At 34.6% G+C, this 19,288-nt stretch carries 14 protein-coding genes; 2 read left to right on the top strand and 12 right to left on the bottom strand.

Translation table 11 applies throughout. The features are described 5' to 3' along the window. Nucleotides 1-768: 768 nt before the first annotated feature. Together BKP37_RS17090 and BKP37_RS17085 are read right to left on the bottom strand one after the other, a co-directional pair. Nucleotides 769-1,413, bottom strand: coding sequence for a response regulator transcription factor (locus tag BKP37_RS17090; RefSeq protein WP_071310841.1), 645 nt, complete (start codon nt 1,411-1,413; stop codon nt 769-771). Nucleotides 1,414-1,493: 80 nt separating this feature from the next. Continuing rightward, on the bottom strand, nt 1,494-3,746 hold the full coding sequence (locus tag BKP37_RS17085; protein WP_084034845.1) for a histidine kinase: 2,253 nt from the start codon (nt 3,744-3,746) through the stop codon (nt 1,494-1,496). Between the two features lie 353 nt (nt 3,747-4,099). Between BKP37_RS17085 and BKP37_RS17080 the strand changes: the two genes are divergently transcribed. After that, complete coding sequence (locus BKP37_RS17080; RefSeq protein WP_071310839.1) at nt 4,100-5,098, top strand: Gfo/Idh/MocA family protein; 999 nt, start codon at nt 4,100-4,102, stop codon at nt 5,096-5,098. Nucleotides 5,099-5,237: 139 nt separating this feature from the next. Here BKP37_RS17080 and BKP37_RS17075 read toward each other — a convergent pair whose 3' ends face one another. From BKP37_RS17075 to dcuS, 9 genes are all read right to left on the bottom strand, one after another. Then, complete coding sequence (locus tag BKP37_RS17075; RefSeq protein WP_071310838.1) at nt 5,238-5,594, bottom strand: hypothetical protein; 357 nt, start codon at nt 5,592-5,594, stop codon at nt 5,238-5,240. A gap of 23 nt (nt 5,595-5,617) precedes the next feature. Then, on the bottom strand, nt 5,618-6,496 hold the full coding sequence (locus BKP37_RS17070; RefSeq protein WP_071310837.1) for a CoB--CoM heterodisulfide reductase iron-sulfur subunit B family protein: 879 nt from the start codon (nt 6,494-6,496) through the stop codon (nt 5,618-5,620). Then, entirely contained in the window at nt 6,496-7,449 is a 954-nt protein-coding gene (locus BKP37_RS17065) for a succinate dehydrogenase/fumarate reductase iron-sulfur subunit (RefSeq protein ID WP_071310836.1), read from the bottom strand. Before BKP37_RS17065 ends, BKP37_RS17070 begins: the two co-directional genes overlap by 1 nt. Then, nucleotides 7,449-9,158 carry an FAD-binding protein gene (locus tag BKP37_RS17060; protein ID WP_071310835.1) on the bottom strand — a complete coding sequence of 570 codons (1,710 nt, stop codon included), beginning with the start codon at nt 9,156-9,158 and terminating at the stop codon, nt 7,449-7,451. The genes BKP37_RS17065 and BKP37_RS17060 overlap by 1 nt, the downstream gene beginning before the upstream one ends. 22 nt (nt 9,159-9,180) lie before the next feature. Beyond that, complete coding sequence (locus BKP37_RS17055; RefSeq protein WP_071310834.1) at nt 9,181-9,741, bottom strand: Fe-S-containing hydro-lyase; 561 nt, start codon at nt 9,739-9,741, stop codon at nt 9,181-9,183. A 12-nt stretch (nt 9,742-9,753) separates the two neighbouring features. Beyond that, entirely contained in the window at nt 9,754-10,620 is an 867-nt protein-coding gene (locus tag BKP37_RS17050; protein WP_071310833.1) for a fumarate hydratase, read from the bottom strand. A 122-nt stretch (nt 10,621-10,742) separates the two neighbouring features. Beyond that, nucleotides 10,743-12,188, bottom strand: a complete 1,446-nt coding sequence (locus tag BKP37_RS17045) for an anion permease (protein ID WP_071310843.1) — start codon at nt 12,186-12,188, stop codon at nt 10,743-10,745. 477 nt (nt 12,189-12,665) lie between these two features. Beyond that, nucleotides 12,666-13,376 (bottom strand): response regulator, encoded by a 711-nt coding sequence (locus BKP37_RS17040; protein WP_071310832.1) that lies wholly within the window; start codon nt 13,374-13,376, stop codon nt 12,666-12,668. Between the two features lie 4 nt (nt 13,377-13,380). After that, nucleotides 13,381-14,985, bottom strand: coding sequence for a DcuS/MalK family sensor histidine kinase (dcuS, locus tag BKP37_RS17035; RefSeq protein WP_071310831.1), 1,605 nt, complete (start codon nt 14,983-14,985; stop codon nt 13,381-13,383). A gap of 603 nt (nt 14,986-15,588) precedes the next feature. On the opposite strand from dcuS, the gene BKP37_RS17030 reads away from it, so the two are divergent. Then, complete coding sequence (locus BKP37_RS17030; protein ID WP_071310830.1) at nt 15,589-16,920, top strand: 2-hydroxycarboxylate transporter family protein; 1,332 nt, start codon at nt 15,589-15,591, stop codon at nt 16,918-16,920. Between the two features lie 500 nt (nt 16,921-17,420). On the opposite strand, the gene BKP37_RS17025 is transcribed toward BKP37_RS17030, so the two are convergent. Continuing rightward, nucleotides 17,421-18,548, bottom strand: a complete 1,128-nt coding sequence (locus BKP37_RS17025; RefSeq protein WP_071310829.1) for an iron-containing alcohol dehydrogenase — start codon at nt 18,546-18,548, stop codon at nt 17,421-17,423. Nucleotides 18,549-19,288 lie beyond the last annotated feature (740 nt).

The raw sequence follows: 19,288 nt of genomic DNA, 5'->3' as shown, positions 1-19,288 counted from the left end.
TAAGCGAAAAACATTGCAAATTAGCCGATATTTAAAGGCTACTTTGTGGAAACCAGCGCATATCTGGCTTCGAAAGATTGAAGGGAAAGCCCTCCCTTAATACGCAATTTGTCGTCGTTGCACCAGTCTAATTGTAAATAAAATTTCCAAATGGATGGAGCCATCTTTAGTTGGGTATTAACTTTTTTGGCTCTAAACAAAGAAAATAATTAAACTGAAAATTATGACAATATTTATACAACGCTAGTGAATTAAACTCACTATATAATTCTCACAAATTAACATTTCCCCATCAAAATGTTACCTACTTGTGCCGGCAGGATAGATTTTGATGAGGGATCATCTCTTATTAAAAAATAACGAAAGGAAGATACTTTCATTGAAAAAAATTAAAATACCTTTAATTTCAATTATTATCACTTACATATTAACAAATTTGTTATTTAAAATAATAGGTTTCGATTTTATTGTGTTTCATGAAAAATTTAATATTTTTAATTTTTTCATTGATTTTGGGACTTGGTTATTTGTTTTTGTAATAGTTTATTTTTCATTAAAAAAATTTTTGAAGTAAGGTTTTAATCTATCCTTGCTATTAATTATACGACCTAAGAAAAATCGCTTAACCTTCATCATACTTTTTTTATTAAATCTTAAATCAATTTAAATCTTTTTTTGACTATAAAGCTGAACTTCACTCAGTGGGGGTCTTATTGCCCCTTAAGAGTGGGATAAAGAGGATGCCCTCAAATCGAGAGCATCCTATGATCAAATCAATACCTCTGGTATCAACCCTAGCTTACGTCCTTTTTCAACAACATCAACTCTGGAACTAACATTTAATTTCTTGAAAATCTCTCTTAAATGTCTTTCTACAGTCCTACTACTCGTAAATAATTCCTTCGCTATTTGTTCGTTTGTTAGTCCTTTGGAGATCTTTATCACAATTTCTTCTTCTTTTAGAGAAAATGAAATTTTGGTACCGTTTTCGAAGCAAAGTTTAGATTCGGTCCTTCGAAGTTGATGTAATATCTCAGTAGGAATAACGGATTGATGATTGATCACATCTCTGATTGTACGAATAAGCTGTTCTTTAGAGGATGACTTACTTATAAAGGCCGAAACGCCGACTTCAACTAGATGGTTGAAATAACAAGTAATTTCATAACCTGTAAAAATAATAACCTTCGCATCTTGATGAACGTTTAAAATTTCCTTTGTTAATTCTAAACCATTTAATTCAGGCATTTCAAAATCTATTAAATAAACATCATATTTTTTTACTTTCAAAATACTCATTATTTCTAAACTTGAACCATGGAACTCGACATTAAAGTCGGTTTCACTTGATAATAAATTTTTTGTACCTTCTCCCACTATGGAGTAATCATCTACAATAAGAATATTAATCAAACTATCACCTGCTTTTAGATACTTATTTTAATGGTATAACGATTTGAACCCTCATCCCCTTACCTGGATTCGATATAAGCTTAATTTCTCCGCCTAAGTTTTGAACACGACCTTTCATACCTACTTAGCCCCATATTTTTTCGATCTTTATTTTGGGTAGAAAGATCTGTACCTATTCCATTATCTTGATAGTATATTTCCAAAGTTTGATCATTTATTTTAACCAAAATAGTTACTTCAGTTGCTTTAGCATGCTTAATAGCGTTATTTAATAATTCTTGAACGCTACGAAAAACAGCTAATTCGTAATCATTTTTTAACTGAAGACTTTGGTTATCTCCTTCAATCTTGAAAACTAATTTACTAGTAGAAAGCAAATTAAATTTCACTTCTAAATCCTGCAAGGCGTGTTTGAGACCTAACTTTGCCAAAAGTGGCGGTGATAACTCGTGGCATGTCTCGCGAATAGTGTACATCATATCTAAAACATCTTCTTCCAATTCTTCTATTCTACTTTCTAGAATAAGTGGCTTATCCTTAGCTAATCGTTTTATCTCTTCAACTTTCCTCTTATGAACAATCAGATCTTGAAGGATCGTATCATGGATATCCGTAGCTAAATGCTTTCTTTCTTTTTCTGACCAGTTAACCATTAATCGATTTAGCCAGTTTGATTTATTTGCGACCATTTGATCGGCTTCTACACTTTCTAATTTTTTGAGTAAGTCTTCAATTTTAATCATGTTTTCTATTGAAATACTCGTGTAATAGGCTAGGACTTCCAACCAATCTTGTTGCTCCTTACGTATAGGTGTATTAGTTAATTTTTTTACTATTAAACAGTAATAATAATTTTGGCGCTCACCAATGACAAGAAGAAAATACTCTTTATGTTCAATGATTTTCCCAACATTTAAAACTTGAGAATTGATTTTTTTAGCCAAAGCACCTTCTAGAAATTGATTTTCAGTGTCAGCACAAATAAAATTTCCTTTTTTAGAAACTTGAATGTAACTGATAAACTTTACTTTTAATACTTCTTTCATTTCTCTTTCAATACTGTTTAATACACCACTTACCTTATTTTCTCGTTTAATTGCCTCACTATAACGGTAAATACTTTTTTGATATTGTTCACTTTCTACAAATAATACTGCCCGTAATTTTCTATCTATGTAATTCTTTAACACCAAAAATAAAAACAACAAAACGTATATTACTAGAAATGTACGGGTAATGGTAATAAGTGTATAACCATTGGAATAATAAGCTTTAATAATAAACGTAACAACCGTTGACGGAATGATTAAAATAGCTAAATAGTATTCTATTTGATTTACATATACTTTGATAGGAAAAAGCTTATTTACCAACAATAAATAAAAAATGATTGTAGGTATAAAAAAGATAAATAATGAAGCGACTTCCCTCAACATAATTACTTCACCAAATATTATAAAGGGAATTGTATATAAAAAGATATATGGAGCAAGGGAAAGGGCAAACGTTAAAAGCATCCATCTAATCGGCTCACGTATCTCATCCTTTTTTGATAATCGATAGCATTTTAATAGAGTGATCGCAACTATACTGATTAAAAACAAAAATGTACTAAATAAGACTAGTTTTGCATTAATAAAAAAATCCATTAACATTAATTTATTTAGCGTGACGATAAAAAATGTTAAAAAACTCATTATATATAACCAAAATAACAGTCTTTTTTCAATCCATAATTTCCCGTTTTCTACTAAATACTGATAGAAAAAATGCAAAAATAATACTGGTGCAACTAAAAAACTAAAATTTACAGTAACTACACCTACTATATTTAGCCTTGCTGATGAACTACCACTTATGAAACAAAGACTTAGAAGCATAAAAAAATAAATTAATAAGATTGAGCTATTTTTTGGGATTCGATTTTTAACTAAAAAGATACTTACTAGTATGTTAAAGAGAAAGTAAAGAAACGGAATTACAACATGGTACAAGTATTGTCTCGTTAGTTCTAAAGTATGATTAATCAAAAAGGTTTTAGGATTAGTACCTTTTAGAACAGTAATCGTTTCTGCCTGTTCAATTCTGAGAAATTTTTTTACTGTCATATGCTTTTCTGGTGGCAAATGATTTATTAAGATTATTTGATCTCCAACCTGAATATCACTTTGTGCACCCCAACCGATTTTATTTATTGTTTGCACATAAAAATGATCACTCTCTAAGGTTAGCCTAATTCCAATATAAGGATAAAGGTTAGTAAAGAAAAGATATAACACAACAGTAGCTGTAATCATCATGAAGAATATTACCCTTTTATAGTTCCTATTCATTTTGTCACCCACTATAATGTTCGGAAAGGAATGAACTCTAAAAGAAATCGTCTGAATGTCATCATTTATAAATGCATCAATAATTAAACGATCCAATTTTTTCTTTTAAGTTCGCCTCTGCTAATGACCTGGGTCATTTTTACTATTCATTTCACAATAGAAAATAGGTATTTTCTACATAAACATTCATAATTTTACATACTCATATTAACCACTTATTCATACAATTACATAAAATTAGATGCTATGGTTGGGATATATTCGGAAAAAATTGTATAATAATCAGAAGAACCAAGACTACATACACTTTATAAAATAGAAGTTAAAATAATATGTCGATTGGAGTGTTTGAAATGAAGATTGCAACAATTGGAACAGGACCTATCGTAGATAAGTTTTTATCAGCCTTAAACGAAATCGAGGAAGCTACGTGTGAAGCGATATATTCTAGAAAAGAAGAAACAGCTAAGCCACTTGCTGAAAAATTCAATGTACAAACGATTTATACTGATTTAGATAAGCTGTATGCTGATCCGAATGTTAACTTTGTTTATATCGCATCGCCAAATAGCTTACATTATGATCAAGCATATCAAGCACTTCAAAACGGGAAAAATGTAATATGTGAAAAGCCATTTACTTCAACTGTACAGGAACTTGAGAGTTTAATATCTCTTGCTAAACAAAAAAATTTACTGTTATTTGAAGCGATCACAACGATCCACCTGCCAAACTACCAATTAATAAAAGAAAACATCAATAAACTTGGACAAATTAAATTCATCCAATGTAATTATAGTCAGTATTCGAGTAAGTACAACGCTCTTCTGCGTGGAGAAACTCCAAATGTTTTCAATCCTAAATTTTCAGGTGGCGCTCTAACAGATATTAATATTTATAACCTACATTTTGTCATGAATTTGTTTGGGACACCTCAAACAGTCCAATATAAAGCTAACAAACATCCAAACGGAATTGATACCTCAGGAATTTTACTATTAGAATATCCGGATTTTATTGGTGAGTGTGTTGGATGTAAAGACACGAATAGTTTAAATTTTGTTCTTATCCAAGGAGAAAAAGGATACCTGCACGTTGAACATGGGGCAAATGGTTGTAGAAAAGTCATCCTTCATTTAGAAGATAATGAAGTAGAATTAAATGCACAAACCGAAGAAAACATCATGCATTATGAACTTCTTACCTTTAATGATATTTACCATTCAAAAAATTTCGAGCAGTGTTACCAATTACTTGATTACAGTCATTCAGTACTTAAAGTACTTGAAGACGCTCGCAAAGATGCTGATATTACGTTTGATGCCGACTTACTAAAATTTAAATCATCATAATAACTAATTGAGTCCACCCCACACGGACATTTTAACGATTTGTCCATAAGCGGTGTCAGCCACCCAATTCGATAGCATGATATTTATGAAAAGCATCCCCTTATAAAGCATTTAAGCAAGGGGATGCTAGTTTTATAGATTATTTAACTGAAAGGTTTAATTTTTTATTATATTCAATTTCCTTAACCATTAACTTTTGCAAATCGTCTTCCCAACCATATGGTTTGTCACTGTTTTCTGGTGCCTCTTTATAAGCTACACCATTTTCAACATACATCCATTTTTGCGTATCTTCATCTTGAAAGAAACCAGTAATCGACGTTGATAGACGGTGGAAAGATTTATGAATAGAATAAATCATACCGTAGTGAATATCACTTTCTTCATAGATATCATGGATCCACTCTTCTCTCATATTTTGCAGCCAAAGTTGGTTTGAATTGGCCATTCCTACAAGTTTCGCTTTTTTCTCATGTCTTTTAAGCACGTATTTCATATAAAGCTACTCCCTTAAAAATATTAAACTCCTAAACTCTCTTTTAAAAACGGTACTGCATCAACAATATGACGGTTAATTGCAAGCTCTTCTGGACTAAATCCTAATGCTAAACCAATTAACTGTGGTAAGTGTAAAATTGGCATTTCAATATCTTCACTGTACCCTTTTTGTGCATCTGGTTGATACATATCTAATTGCATTTGACATAATGGACATGGTGTAACGATACAATGAGCACCTGCCATCTTAGGCGATATACAATTGATCGCCGTTAGTTTTAACACTTCTTTCTCTGCTGGAAAAACAGCATGGAATCCGCAACAAGCTAATCTTTGATCAAAATCAACACATTCAGCACCTAATGCTTCTGCAACGATTTCCATTGAACGTGGATTTCTATGATTTTCAAACCCCATGATTTGAGGTGGTCTTACAATATGACACCCATAAAAGTTAGCTACTTTTAAACCTTTGAGTGGCCTTTTTACTAGCTTCTTTAAATTTTCAATTCCATAGTCTTGAATAATTGCCCAAAGTAAATGAGTTACTTCGCTCGTACCTTGATACTCTAAACCAGATTGTTGTAAACCCGTGTTTACTTTTTCCTTTAATTCTTGGTCTTCATCTAAATCTTTTTTTGCTGTTCGAAGCATTAACGTACAGGTGTTACAAACAGTCATTAATGGAGCATTTAATTCTTCGGCTAACGCTAAGTTTCTAGCATTAACGCTCGTTGCTAAAAAGTCATCAACATCTTGAATATGACTCGCACCGCAACAAGTCCACCCCTCAAGCTCAATGAGTTCGATACCTAAAGCACTTGCTACCTTTTTTGTAGAAATCATTAATTCTCCAGCAGCAGATTCTAATGTACAACCTGGAAAAAATCCGTATCTCATTATTTGCTCACCTCCTGGGCATATTGATAAATTTTTCTTATTCCCTCTATACCTTTTACTTTCTTTGGCATGTGTAGTGGATTAATTTTTCCTTTTAAGATCATTCGTGTAGCCATCGGAACTCGTTTTCCAATTGTTTTCGCCATTCCATCGGTCTTAATTGGTAACATCATTTCATTTAATCTACCAGTCTTGTGAACATCATCATAGAATGCATAAGCATGGCGAGCACCTTGGTTATCTTTAGCACCCATTTTCATCGAAACTTTTCGTAAGTAGGCAATTTGGTCTGTTAACGGAATACCTTTTGGACAGTTCGTTACACACTGCATACAGTGAATACATTTCCATAGTTCATTTTCTAGCACTGGCTGAATACGTTGCAATGGATCAGCATCTCTTGAATCAACAGCAAAACGGTATGCTTTATTTAAAACGAACGGATCAAGATACCCACCATCATTTACATTTAGCTGTCCACACTCTGATGTACATACTCCACAAAGAATACAGTCAGTTGGTGAAGCAATTTTAGCAAATTCTGCTTCACTTTGCTTAAAGCCTTTCTCTACACTTCCGTCCTCAGAAGGGATTAACCATGGCTTAACAAGCTTAAGCTTCTCCACTTTTGGCTTCCAATCAATAACTAAATCTCTAATTACTTCATAATTTTGTAACGGTTCAAATGTTAAAACATTTGTTTCGAACGTTTCGATGATTTCATCTAGTGGCGTTTTACAGCCTAGATAAGATGTTCCGTTAATTCTTACTCCACAGCTCCCACAAATAGCGTGACGACAGGCAGAAGTAAAGTTTAATGTCGGATCCATTTCATCTTTAATTTTTGTTAATGCCCAAAGGACAGTTTTATTTTTTTCATAAGGGAATTGATATTCTTGAACCCACTTGGTCGTCCCGTCATAGCGATGAATTCTAAAAATAAATTTTTCCATTAGTATTTTCGCTCCTCTGGTTTATACTTTGTAATCTTAACAGGGATATATTCAAGCTCATACTGATCTTGCTTTTTGTGAACAAGTGTATGGGCTAAGAAATTAACATCATCACGAGTAGGATAATCCTTTCTTGTATGTGACCCTCTACTTTCTTTTCTATTAATAGCAGCCATGACAATCGCTTTTGCTAAAGTCAGACAGTTACCAATTTCAACATAGTTTACAAATGCCATATTGTAACGAACTGCTGGGTCACCGATAAACGTATCTTTGTATTCATTAATTAACTGATTAATATCCTTTAATGCCTGTTTCATTTCCACTTCATCACGGAAAATTCCAACGTTATCCCACATTGTTTGAGCCATTTTTTTTCGGATTTCTACGATATTTTTTCCATCTTTTTTATTTCGTATTGTTTTGAATTTCTCTTTCCATGCTTCCGTTTCTAGTTCAAGTTTAACTTCTGAACCAAATGTGCGGCGGTGAGCTGTTTCTTTCGCGCCAATCCCTGCATACTTACCAAATAAAACAACATCTGCTACAGAATTTCCACCTAAACGATTCGAACCATGAAGGGACACACATGCACACTCACCAGCAGCATGAACACCATCAATTGGAGTACTTAGTGTTTGTGGATCAACGACATGAATTCCACCCATCATATAGTGACAGCTTGGACGAATCGGTACAGGTTCTTCTAACATATCAACACCTTCAAATTCCATCGCAAGTTCACGAACTTGAGGAAGGCGTTCCATGATCTTCTTTTTACCTAAGTGTCGTAAATCCATTAACACATAAGCATTCATGCCTTCCCCAAAACCACGTCCTTCTTTAATCTCAGTTTCTATTGATCTAGAAACTAAATCACGTGGTCCTAATTCCATTTTTTCTGGTGCATAGCGAGCCATAAAGCGTTCGCCATCTTTATTTAATAAATAACCACCTTCACCACGACAAGCCTCGGATAATAAGATTCCTGTAGAAGCTAACCCTGTTGGATGAAACTGAACAAATTCAGGGTCTTTTAAAGGAATACCAGCGTTAAAACATGCTGCTGTTCCATCCCCAGTCATGTTGATGGCATTTGTCGTTCTGTTCCAATACGTTCTTCCAAAACCACCTGAAGCAATAACGACTGATTTTGCTTTCATCGGAACGATATCACCAGTTTTAATATCCATGACAACTATCCCAGTAAAATTGCCACCTTCAACAACTAAAGAAAGTAAAATCCACTCATCAAAAAATTCCACATCATTTTTTAAACATTGTTCATAAATTGAATGAAGAATAACGTGTCCTGTTTTATCGGCAGAATAACATGTTCTAGGACTAGATGCTCCACCAAACGGACGTTGCGCGATGTTACCATTTCCATCTCGTGAGAAAGGTACACCATAATAATCTAATTCAGAAATAATTTCTGGCATTTTTGAAGTGAAAAATTCAACTGCATCTTGGTCAGCTAAAAAGTCGCTCCCTTTTACTGTATCCATAAAGTGCTTTTCAGGAGAGTCCGTTGAATCACGGTACCCCATCGCTGCATTAATTCCACCTTGAGCTGCACCGGTATGTGACCTTGTCGGAAATACTTTAGATATACATGCAACTTTTAAACTTTTATCTTCACTCGCAGAAAGTGCTGCCATCATTCCTGCTCCACCTGCTCCAACTACTATTACATCATAAGTTAGCATCGGTAATCCCCCTTTTAGTCTATTAATCTACTTGTTTGTATTGTTGGACCCCAAGCTCATACAAATCATTGCCTTCACAATCAATGGCTACTATACATGGATAATCCACAACTTCCATTCTTCTAATTGCCTCAGGTCCTAATTCAGGAAAGGCAACAATATCTACTTTTTGAATTGTATCTGCAATTAAAGCTGCAGCTCCACCAATTGCCGCAAAGTAAACCGCACCATTTTCTTTCATAGATTCAATGACCGCTTTACTTCTCGGACCTTTTCCAATCATTCCTTTTAACCCTTGTTCCATCATAGTAGGAGAATAAGCGTCCATTCTTCCACTTGTTGTTGGACCACAGGAACCGATCACTTTCCCTGGTTTTGCCGGACTTGGACCTGCGTAATAAACAACTTGATCTTTAAAATCAACTGGAAGTTCTTTTCCTTCAGCCAACGTATCCACTAAAATTTTATGTGCTGCATCACGAGCTGAATAAATTACTCCTGTAATCGAAACTTGATCTCCAGCTTTTAAGTCTTTTACTTGTTCATATGTTAATGGTGTCGTAATTTTTTTTATCGTTTCCATTGGATTCACTCCTTAAAGGTATGCTTCAGTATGACGGGCTGCATGGCAATTTAACGTAACGCATACAGGCATCATCGCAATATGAGTTGGATATGTTTCAATATGAACAGCAAGTGCTGTAACCTTACCACCAAATCCTTGAGGACCAATTCCAAGTTTGTTGATTTTTTCTAATAACTTCTTTTCTAACTCAGCATACTCTGGGTTCGGATGCGGTTCACCAGCATGACGAGCAAGAGCTTTTTTCGCTAAAAGTGTACATTTATCCATTGTGCCACCAATTCCTACTCCGACAATGACAGGTGGACAAGGATTACCACCTGCTTGAGTAATAGAGTTAACAATAAAGTCAACAACTCCGTCTAATCCTTCAGAAGGCTTACACATTTTTACAGCACCCATATTTTCACTTCCAGCACCTTTTGGTAGCACTTGGATTCGAAGTTGATCACCAGGAACCACTTCTGTATGGATAACAGCAGGTGTGTTATCACCAGTGTTTTTGCGGTTTAAAACTGGATCAGCAACAACTGACTTACGAAGATAGCCATCTTCATACCCTTGACGAACACCTTCGTTGATTGCATCTACCAAACTACCACCTACAATGTGTACATCTTGCCCAACTTCTACTAAAATAACTGTCATCCCAGTATCTTGACACATTGGCGCATCTTCTTCTCTTGAAAGTTTTACATTTTTCAAGATTTTTTCTAAACTATATTTACCAAATTGAGATTCTTCCTTTTGTAATCCCTCTTCAATTAATTTTTCAACATCTTCTGGCAGATCACAGGCTGCCTTCATACATAAACTTCTTACCGTTTCAGTAATTTGCTTTGTAGATATTTCACGGACTTTCGTGATTAATTCACTCATTTACCTTTACCTCCTAATGTACTGTAACTTTTTTTGTTCAAACTGTGACATGCAATCATCACAGTTTGAACAAAATAAAGCTTACGTCATTGTAATCTTTTCTTTTTCTCTCAAAATGACTCTTACCAAAGACCTAATATCTTCCACCAAACTCCACCAATTCCGAGCCAAACGATAATGTGAATGATAGAAATAATAAACCCAATTGACCACCACTTGTTTTGTGACACATAACCTGTTCCAAAAAATACTGGTGCTGGTCCTGATCCGTAGTGAGTCGTACAAGAAAATAAGTTACTAAAGAATGCAAGTAACAATGCTGCTAATAACGGTGGAGCTCCTGCAGCTAATAATACTGCCAAGAATGCTGCATACATCGCACTTACGTGAGCTGTGTTACTAGCAAAGAAGTAATGAGAGTAGAAGTAAACGATCGCTAGAACGACTAACGCAACCATCCATGACATTCCAGAAACTGTACTTCCCATTAAATCACTAAACCAAGGAATCATTCCTAAGCTATTTAAGAATGTTGCCATCATAACTAGAGCCGCAAACCATACAAGTGTATCCCAAGCACCATGTTCATTTTTAATGTCATCCCATGTTAAAACTTGTAATAAAAGCAGCGTACAGAGACCGATAAATGCTGTTGTAGTCGCATCAATACCAATATTTGAACCGAAGATCCAGAGTCCTAAAATTAAGAAGAAAACACCAACCATATACCATTCTGACGTTTTCAATGGACCCATTTCTTCTAACTTTTGTTTTGCTAAAAGAGACGCACCTGGGGTTTCCTTGATTTCAGGTGGATAAAGCTTATAAATAACTAAAGGAATAATAATTAAACTAATGACACCTGGTACTAATGCAGCAACCATCCATCCAGTCCAAGATATCGTTTGACCAGTTATTTCAGCCGCTAAACTCATTGCAAGCGGGTTAGCAGCCATTGCCGTTAAGAACATGGCAGAAGTAACCATGTCTCCTTGGAAAGCTACTTTTGTTAAAAATGCTCCGACCTTTCTTTCCGTACCATCACCAACACGAGATCCATATGTTTCAGATAAAGACCGAATAATTGGTAGGATAATTCCTCCAGCACGAGCCGTATTCGATGGCATCGCTGGTGCTAATAATAAATCACTTAGTAGTAATGAATAAGAAAGCCCTAGTGTTTTCTTACCAAACTTCATAACAAAGAAATACGCTACCCTCGTACCTAAACCAGTTTTGATAAACCCACGAGAGATAAAAAATGCAATAACAATTAACCAAATGACAGAGTTACTAAACCCACTTAGCGCCTCACCAGTCGATAATGTTTTTGTTATTATGGTTGTGGTTAATCCTAAAATAGCGACAACACCCATTGGCATTGGTTTAATAATTAAACCAACAATTGTTGCGACAAAAATAGCAAAAAGTTGCCAAGCCTGAGGTTCTAATCCTGCAGGTGGCGTAATATTCCAAATGATAAATCCAACTGCTAAAGTAATGAATAAAGGTAATAATTTCACTTCACTTTTCTTTTTTAATGGTTGTTTTTCATAAAACTTATGCATTTTTTCAACTTGCTGTTGTGGTAATGCCATTTTCTTCACTCCCTATAAATAAATTAAAACACAAACATTACAAGTCATAATTACTGATCATTTGTGAACATTTTGTGAATGTGAACATTTTCACAAACATGAACAAAAAAATTTAGACTAGGTGGAAATAATTAACGTTGACTTATTCAACCTTCCTAAACTATGTGAAAAGATTTAACAAAACTAGAACCTATTTTTGATCAATAATTATTTCTACTTTAATTTACTTAAAAGGAGCGTGAATAGATAGTTATTGAAAGTTAGAAAAAAATTAAGTAAATAATGAAAGTGAAACTATTCACAAATTTACTTTCAAAAGTTTCATAACTAATTTTGGTATTTTTATATCATAGATTGAAAAGAGAAGGGCATAATACTAAAAAAACTAAGACCTCTCCTTTTCTAATTTCGAATGGAAGCCTTAGTTTTATCTAGTGTCGATGATAACTACAAATACCTCTTAATTATTTCCTCATCCGCTGAAATTAGTTGGTGTTTATAGACCGGTCTGCCTACTGTGCCGTAAACAATATCTGTCTTCAATATATTAATTTCATTCATAAAGTTTAAATACTTTCTTAATGAAACTCTTGATATCCCTACCTCATTTGCCAATTCTTCTGTGGAGAATGGAGATACTTCCATTAATTTTATTTTCTCCCATACAAATTTTAATGTGTTTTTCGTTAAACCTTTTGGTAACTCAAGAGCTTGTACTGACTTATGATTTTTATTAAAAAACTGATTATCTAAATCTTCTTGTTTTAATTTCGTCTGATTATTAATCATAGACTTATCAGCTTTATAATCTTGCAGGGCTGCACAAAAACGTTCAAATTCAAATGGTTTGATTAAATAGTCAACTACACCAAATCGTAGTGCTTTTTGAATGCTTTCATTATCACAGGCTGCAGAAATCACAATAATATCTACTTCTTTATCATTGCTTCTTATTTTTGAAAGTAGGTCCCAACCAGTTTTATTAGGCATATAAATATCTAACAAAATTAAGTGAACTTTATTTTCGTTTAATATATTTATCGCATCATCAACAGATGGTGCAATTGCTACTAATTCATAACCTTCAATCTTTTCTAAATAACGCCGATTGAACTCAGCCACCATAGGATCGTCTTCTACTATTAAAACTTTTAACATTCTATCACTCCTCGGCTTCATATGGGATTTGAATATCAATCGTTGTTCCTATGCCCTCTTCTGATATGACATCTATCGTTCCATTCAACCTATTAATACACTGTTGAATTAGGTATAATCCCATCCCGCGGTCTTCTCCTTTTGTTGAATACCCTTTTTGAAAGATAGTTTCAAGGTGATTATCAGAAATACCAACCCCAGTATCGCTAACCCGAATATAGATGAAATGATCATTATACTTTGCGGAAACTTCAATTTTTTTTGTATGACAACCTTGTACTGCATCTAAAGAATTATCAATTAAATTCCCTAAGATTGTAATTAACTCATGAGTATCATCAGTATTTTTAGCGATTGGAACGTAACAATCCTTTTTAAAAATTAATTCTGCACCACGCTCTCTTGCATAACTTAATTTCCCTAGAACAAAACCCGCTAAAATAGGATCTTTTACATGCTTTGTTATATAGCCCACATCTTCCTGGAGTTTAGTTGTTGTGTTTTTGACAAACTCTACAAGTTCATCGTAACATTTCATGTGAACCATACCTAAAATTACATGTAATTTGTTCATAAATTCATGCGTTTGTGCTCTCAATGCATCTGCGTAAACTTTCACTCTTGTTAACTCTTCTGCTAGCTTTTTAAACTCTGTTTTATCACGGAAAGTTGCTACTACACCTACAATTTTTTTATCTACATAAATCGGGACTCGATTTGCGAGTAAGTTAATTCCGTTATAAGAAATTTCTTTATCTAACTCGGCTATTCCTGTTATCAATACATTAGTCATACGAGAATTAGGAAAAATATCTTCAATTTTTTTACCTTCAAATTGTCCTTCATGATGACTAATTTTTTTGAACAACCGCTCCCCTTCACTGTTCATTAACGTAATTTTTCCAGTTAAATCAATAGCTACAATTCCTTCTCTGGCGTAGTGAAGCATCGCACTTCTTTCCTCTAAAAGCTGAGCGATTTGACTTGGTTCCATTCTAAATAAAATTGCTTTGACTTTCTCCGCTAAAAAAATTGCTCCTAATATTCCAACTAATAAACTTAATGCTGTTCCAATAATCAAGATAGCACGATTTTCTGATACCGCTTTTTCAACATCCTCAAGTAATAAACCAGCTACTACTGCTCCAATCTGCTCTTCATTATCATTAAAAACGGGAGTAAAATATCGTAAAGAGTGCCCCAATGTACCTTCAGCTATAGAAATATTCTCAATCCCTAGAAAAACAAGTCGCTCATCTCCGCCTACGAATTTTTTACCTATTTGCTCTTTCAGTGGGTGGGTCTTTCTAATTCGATCCATGTCCAAGACAACAATAAATAGAACATCTGTAGCTTTTCTAACTTGTTCCACGTGATCTTGTAAGACAGTGTCCTCCATTTCTCCAGTCAATCCACCAATAACTATAGGAGAAAGTGCCATAGTTCTTGATACATCCCTTGCTTTTTCTTCAATATTACTTATCGTTGTACTTTCAATACTTTTACTTGTAAGATAATTCGTAACAAAAAGCGCTAATATAATGACCGAGCATACAAGAAAAATAATTTTTATTCGTAATGGAAAATCCTTGAATTTTATGAACTTCATTTTTGGCAACTCCTATTTACGAGTTTAGTTATAATTATTTTCTTCCACCTTATACTTTTTTATTTTATATGTTTTTTTTCATTATTGTTGCTATAAATATGGGAAGTTTGTGAATACTGACAAGTTTCGACTCGGAATTATTTGTTTATAATGAATTTTAAAATTATCGTTCTTTTCCAGTTATTAAAAAGCAAGTAAATGATTACACCATTTATCTGAATTTCTTTTGGGGGTAAAAGCCAACCACCTCTAAGCGTAGCATCGGTGGTATTTTCCAATCAGGTGGAGTAGACCCTCCACCTGATTTTCCGATGTGTCATCTTGCTGAAACGAGTCAATCAATTACATCTAGCAATCTTTCGAGTTTTATCTAAATAATGTATTTAGAACAAACCTATCCATTCTAAGAAAAAGCGGCCAACGTCACTTTTTTTAATTACAAAAGTTTTTTTAATTACAAAATCTTTCTTAAACTGATTATAGTTCATATGATGAACCTAAGGTTGAAAACGCATTCCACCCTTTAACATAGATATTAATAGAGATTTACTAAATAAGAAAAATTCAGGATTAACAAAACAGCGTTAAGGAGGAAGTATATCAATGGTGGAAACGGCAAAGAAATTGACAGATACAACTAATATAAATAGTAAAAACTTACATCAACTTCGACCGAAAAAACAATCTAAAATTTTTAATATCCCTATTTTATGGTTCTCTCTATTTTTTGTACTAACCATAATTAGTGTTTATACAGGGAATCTTCCGGGTGGAATGATTGGCACTTTATTAGTCATGATTATTTTTGGCGAAACACTTGGATGGATTGGAGACCGAACACCTATCGTAAAGAGCTATCTAGGTGGTGGGGCCATTGTAGCTATTTTTGGTTCAGCTTATATGGTCTATAGTGGAATTTTACCTGAAACAGTATCAAGTTCAGTTACAGATTTTATGACTGCAGGTGGCTTTCTAGATTTTTATATTGCTGCTTTAATTACCGGTAGTATTCTCGGTATGAATTCGAAAGTATTAGTAAAAATCGGCGCTCGCTACTTTGTACCGATTTTCGGAGCGGTTATTGGGGCAATGGTCATTGCAGGTATTATCGGTTTTCTTATCAATTTCACAGTGCAGGATGCTATTTTAGTAATTGCACTACCTATTCTCGGTGGTGGTATGGGGGCAGGGGCAATTCCAATGGCTCAAATTTACTCAGAATTACTCGGTAATTCGCCTAGCTACTATATCTCTATGCTTGTACCTGCCTTAGCGTTAGGAAATGTCTTTGCAATTATAATGGCAAGTTTGTTGAATAAACTTGGTAATAAAGTACCTTCTTTATCAGGAAACGGGCAATTACTTAAAGGATTCGAATTAGAGAAAGATGAAACTAAGCATTTTGATATTCAGAAAATGGCAGTTGGATTACTGGCTGCGATGATTTTCTTTGCAGTCGGTCAACTTCTTGGAGATTTTATTCCTCTTCATCCATATGCTCTCATGATTATCCTTGTAGCTATCGTAAAAATTGCGAATCTTATTCCTGAAAGTATTGTGGAAGGAGCGAGTCAATGGTATCAATTTGTAGCAAAGACTTGGACACTTGCATTATTATTTGGGATCGGTGTCGCTTTTACAGACTTAAATGCCGTCCTTGCTGCTCTTAGCTTCCAATATATAATTCTTGTAGGTGGAGTTGTTTTAGGTGCCGTTTTAGGTGCTGCACTTTTTGGTAGATTCGTTGGATTTTATCCGATTGAATCTTCGATTACCGCTGGACTTTGTATGGCAAATATGGGTGGAACTGGAGATGTCGCTGTGTTATCAGCTTCAAAAAGAATGCAATTGATGCCATTTGCCCAAATCGCCTCTAGACTTGGTGGAGCGTTAATATTATTATTGTCTGGGTTAATTATTTCGATGTTTTTTTAAGAAGTTTAATTGATTTCTAATGAATACTACAGTGTATATATTGAAGTGGACTACAGATCCGTTATTTTTGCAAAATATGCATTTTTTAGAAACGAACGGACACTCGTTCCGCTAATCTATGATTCTGTTAAGTATTTTTAAAGAATTTAAGCAAATAACGAACTCAGTGTCCACATAGCTTAATAAAATGGAGGTTTTCTTAGAAATAGCGGATCTCCTGTCCGAACTAATCCGTAAGATCAACAAATTAAGAAAAGCGCAAGCGCCCTTGCTCATCGACGTAATAAGCTGGACTGAGTCGAGTGAGATATAGGAGAGTCGAAAGTCGTTCGACTTTCGTTCTCGACTTATCGTAGACGAGACGAAGGAAGCTTTCTAGTCGATAGGGCGCTGAAGCTAGACAGTTTCCAAGTTAGAAATTTATAAATTCTGACTATGACACAAAAACACTAGGAAAAAAACGTTACTTCCTAGTGTTTTTGCTTTTCCTCGCAGAAATATTATAATTGCTTAGCCAAAAACTCATACAACTCTTCTCTTGAGGTTGTTCGTGGATTTGCCTTTAATGAACCTGATGGCATACTTTCTTCCACGATTCGATCTAAGTCTTCTTTCGTAACTCCAAATTCTTTTATAGAATAAGGGATACCTAACTCCAGGTTGATCATTCTCACCCAATTCTCTAAATTACTAGCAGAAGTTCCAATCCCGATTGCCTGGGCAATTTCTTTATATTTACCTTTAGATACTTCTTGGTTATACTCAATCGCCCATGGTAGTAAAGTACCACACACTAATCCATGAGGGACGTTAAAGTGTAACCCTATCGAATGAGCGACTCCATGAACAATACCTAAGCGTGCATTAGCTAAAGCTACTCCTGTTAATAAACTACCTAATGCCATGTCTGTTCTCGCCTTTTGATCTTCTGGTTGTTTATATGCCAACATCAAACTGTTGGCAATAAGAGTAGTCGCTTTAAGACTATATGGTTCAGTCAAGGCGTTAGCTCCTTTTGATGTGTGGGCTTCAACCGCTTGTGTTAATGCATCCATTCCACTCCAGGCCGTTACATTTGCTGGTGATGATACTGTTAATTGAGGGTCTAGAATGACAACTTTTGCCAGCCAGAAATTATCTCCTCTAATACTTAGCTTCACAATTTTCTCATCAGACAAGACTGAATTCGGCGTCACTTCTGAACCTGTACCAGAAGTTGTTGGAACCGCTACCCATGGAATACCTTTCTGGGGGATTTTCTCCCCATAGAAATAATCTTTAACAGGCTTTCGATTTGGAAATTTAAGTCCCGCCACTGCCTTCACTAGGTCCAACACACTTCCCCCGCCCACTCCAATCACAAAGTCACAATTTTGCTCTTCGACTTTTTTTAACACCATTTCAACTTGTTCAACAGTAGGCTCTCCTGAAGATACATGCTCACAAATTACATAAACACCATGGTTCTTTAAATCAAGAAGGATCTCTTCAATGAGACTAGAATTAAACAACCTTTTTGTATGAATAACCATGACTCTTTCCCCAATTGTAGAAACTTCACTACCAATAGTAGAAACCGTCCCCCACCCAGTCACGATTCTTTGAGGTACCTCTAATACATATTTCATTAAGATCACCACTTTTTTATTTTTAAAATTTAGTAGAGTTAAGAGTATTTAGTTATCGATCACCGATTATTCTTATGTATTGGAAGCCCTTCTAATACATTCTTTTATTTATTCGAATGTATTTCATATTTACCAAAACCGAGCTGAGGAAATCTACCCATAGTTACGAACAGTTCGACGTAACTAGGTACAGTATCTTAGTTGCAAGAATATTGATTAAGCTGAACTTCAATCATTGGGGGCTTTCCTTCATCCCCAAATGATTGTTAGATTAACTTATCAGACCTTTAGGGGCAGTTAATTCCCCACCTAAACTTTTCGATTTTCATAAGTTTTGAGGTGGGGGTCTTACTCAATGTCATCAGGCTAAAGAGCCAATAACTTACAAATTACATCTAAACCTCTAAATCAGGAAAATATAATCCAGTCTAAAGAAAAGTTTATCAATCAACTTAGGAAAAAAGGCAATAGGATACCCGGGGCTTGTATGTCATTTTTTTACAAGTCCTTGTTTTCTTACTCTCCAATTCTATTAAAAGCTTACACGTTACTCTTTTAAGCTAAAACGAAAATCCTTACAGACATCTCTTTCTATTAAGTAAGGCAATAGGATACCCGGGGCTTGTATGTCATTTTTTTACAAGTCCTTGTTTTCTTACTCTCCAATTCTATTAAAAGCTTACACGTTACTCTTTTAAGCTAAAACGAAAATCCTTACAGACATCTCTTTCTATTAAGTG

This window comes from Anaerobacillus alkalilacustris (genome assembly GCF_001866005.1).
Classification (GTDB): Bacteria; Bacillota; Bacilli; order Bacillales; family Anaerobacillaceae; genus Anaerobacillus; species Anaerobacillus alkalilacustris.
Note: the sequence above shows the minus strand (reverse complement) of the source record. Positions and strands in the feature narration are given on the sequence as shown.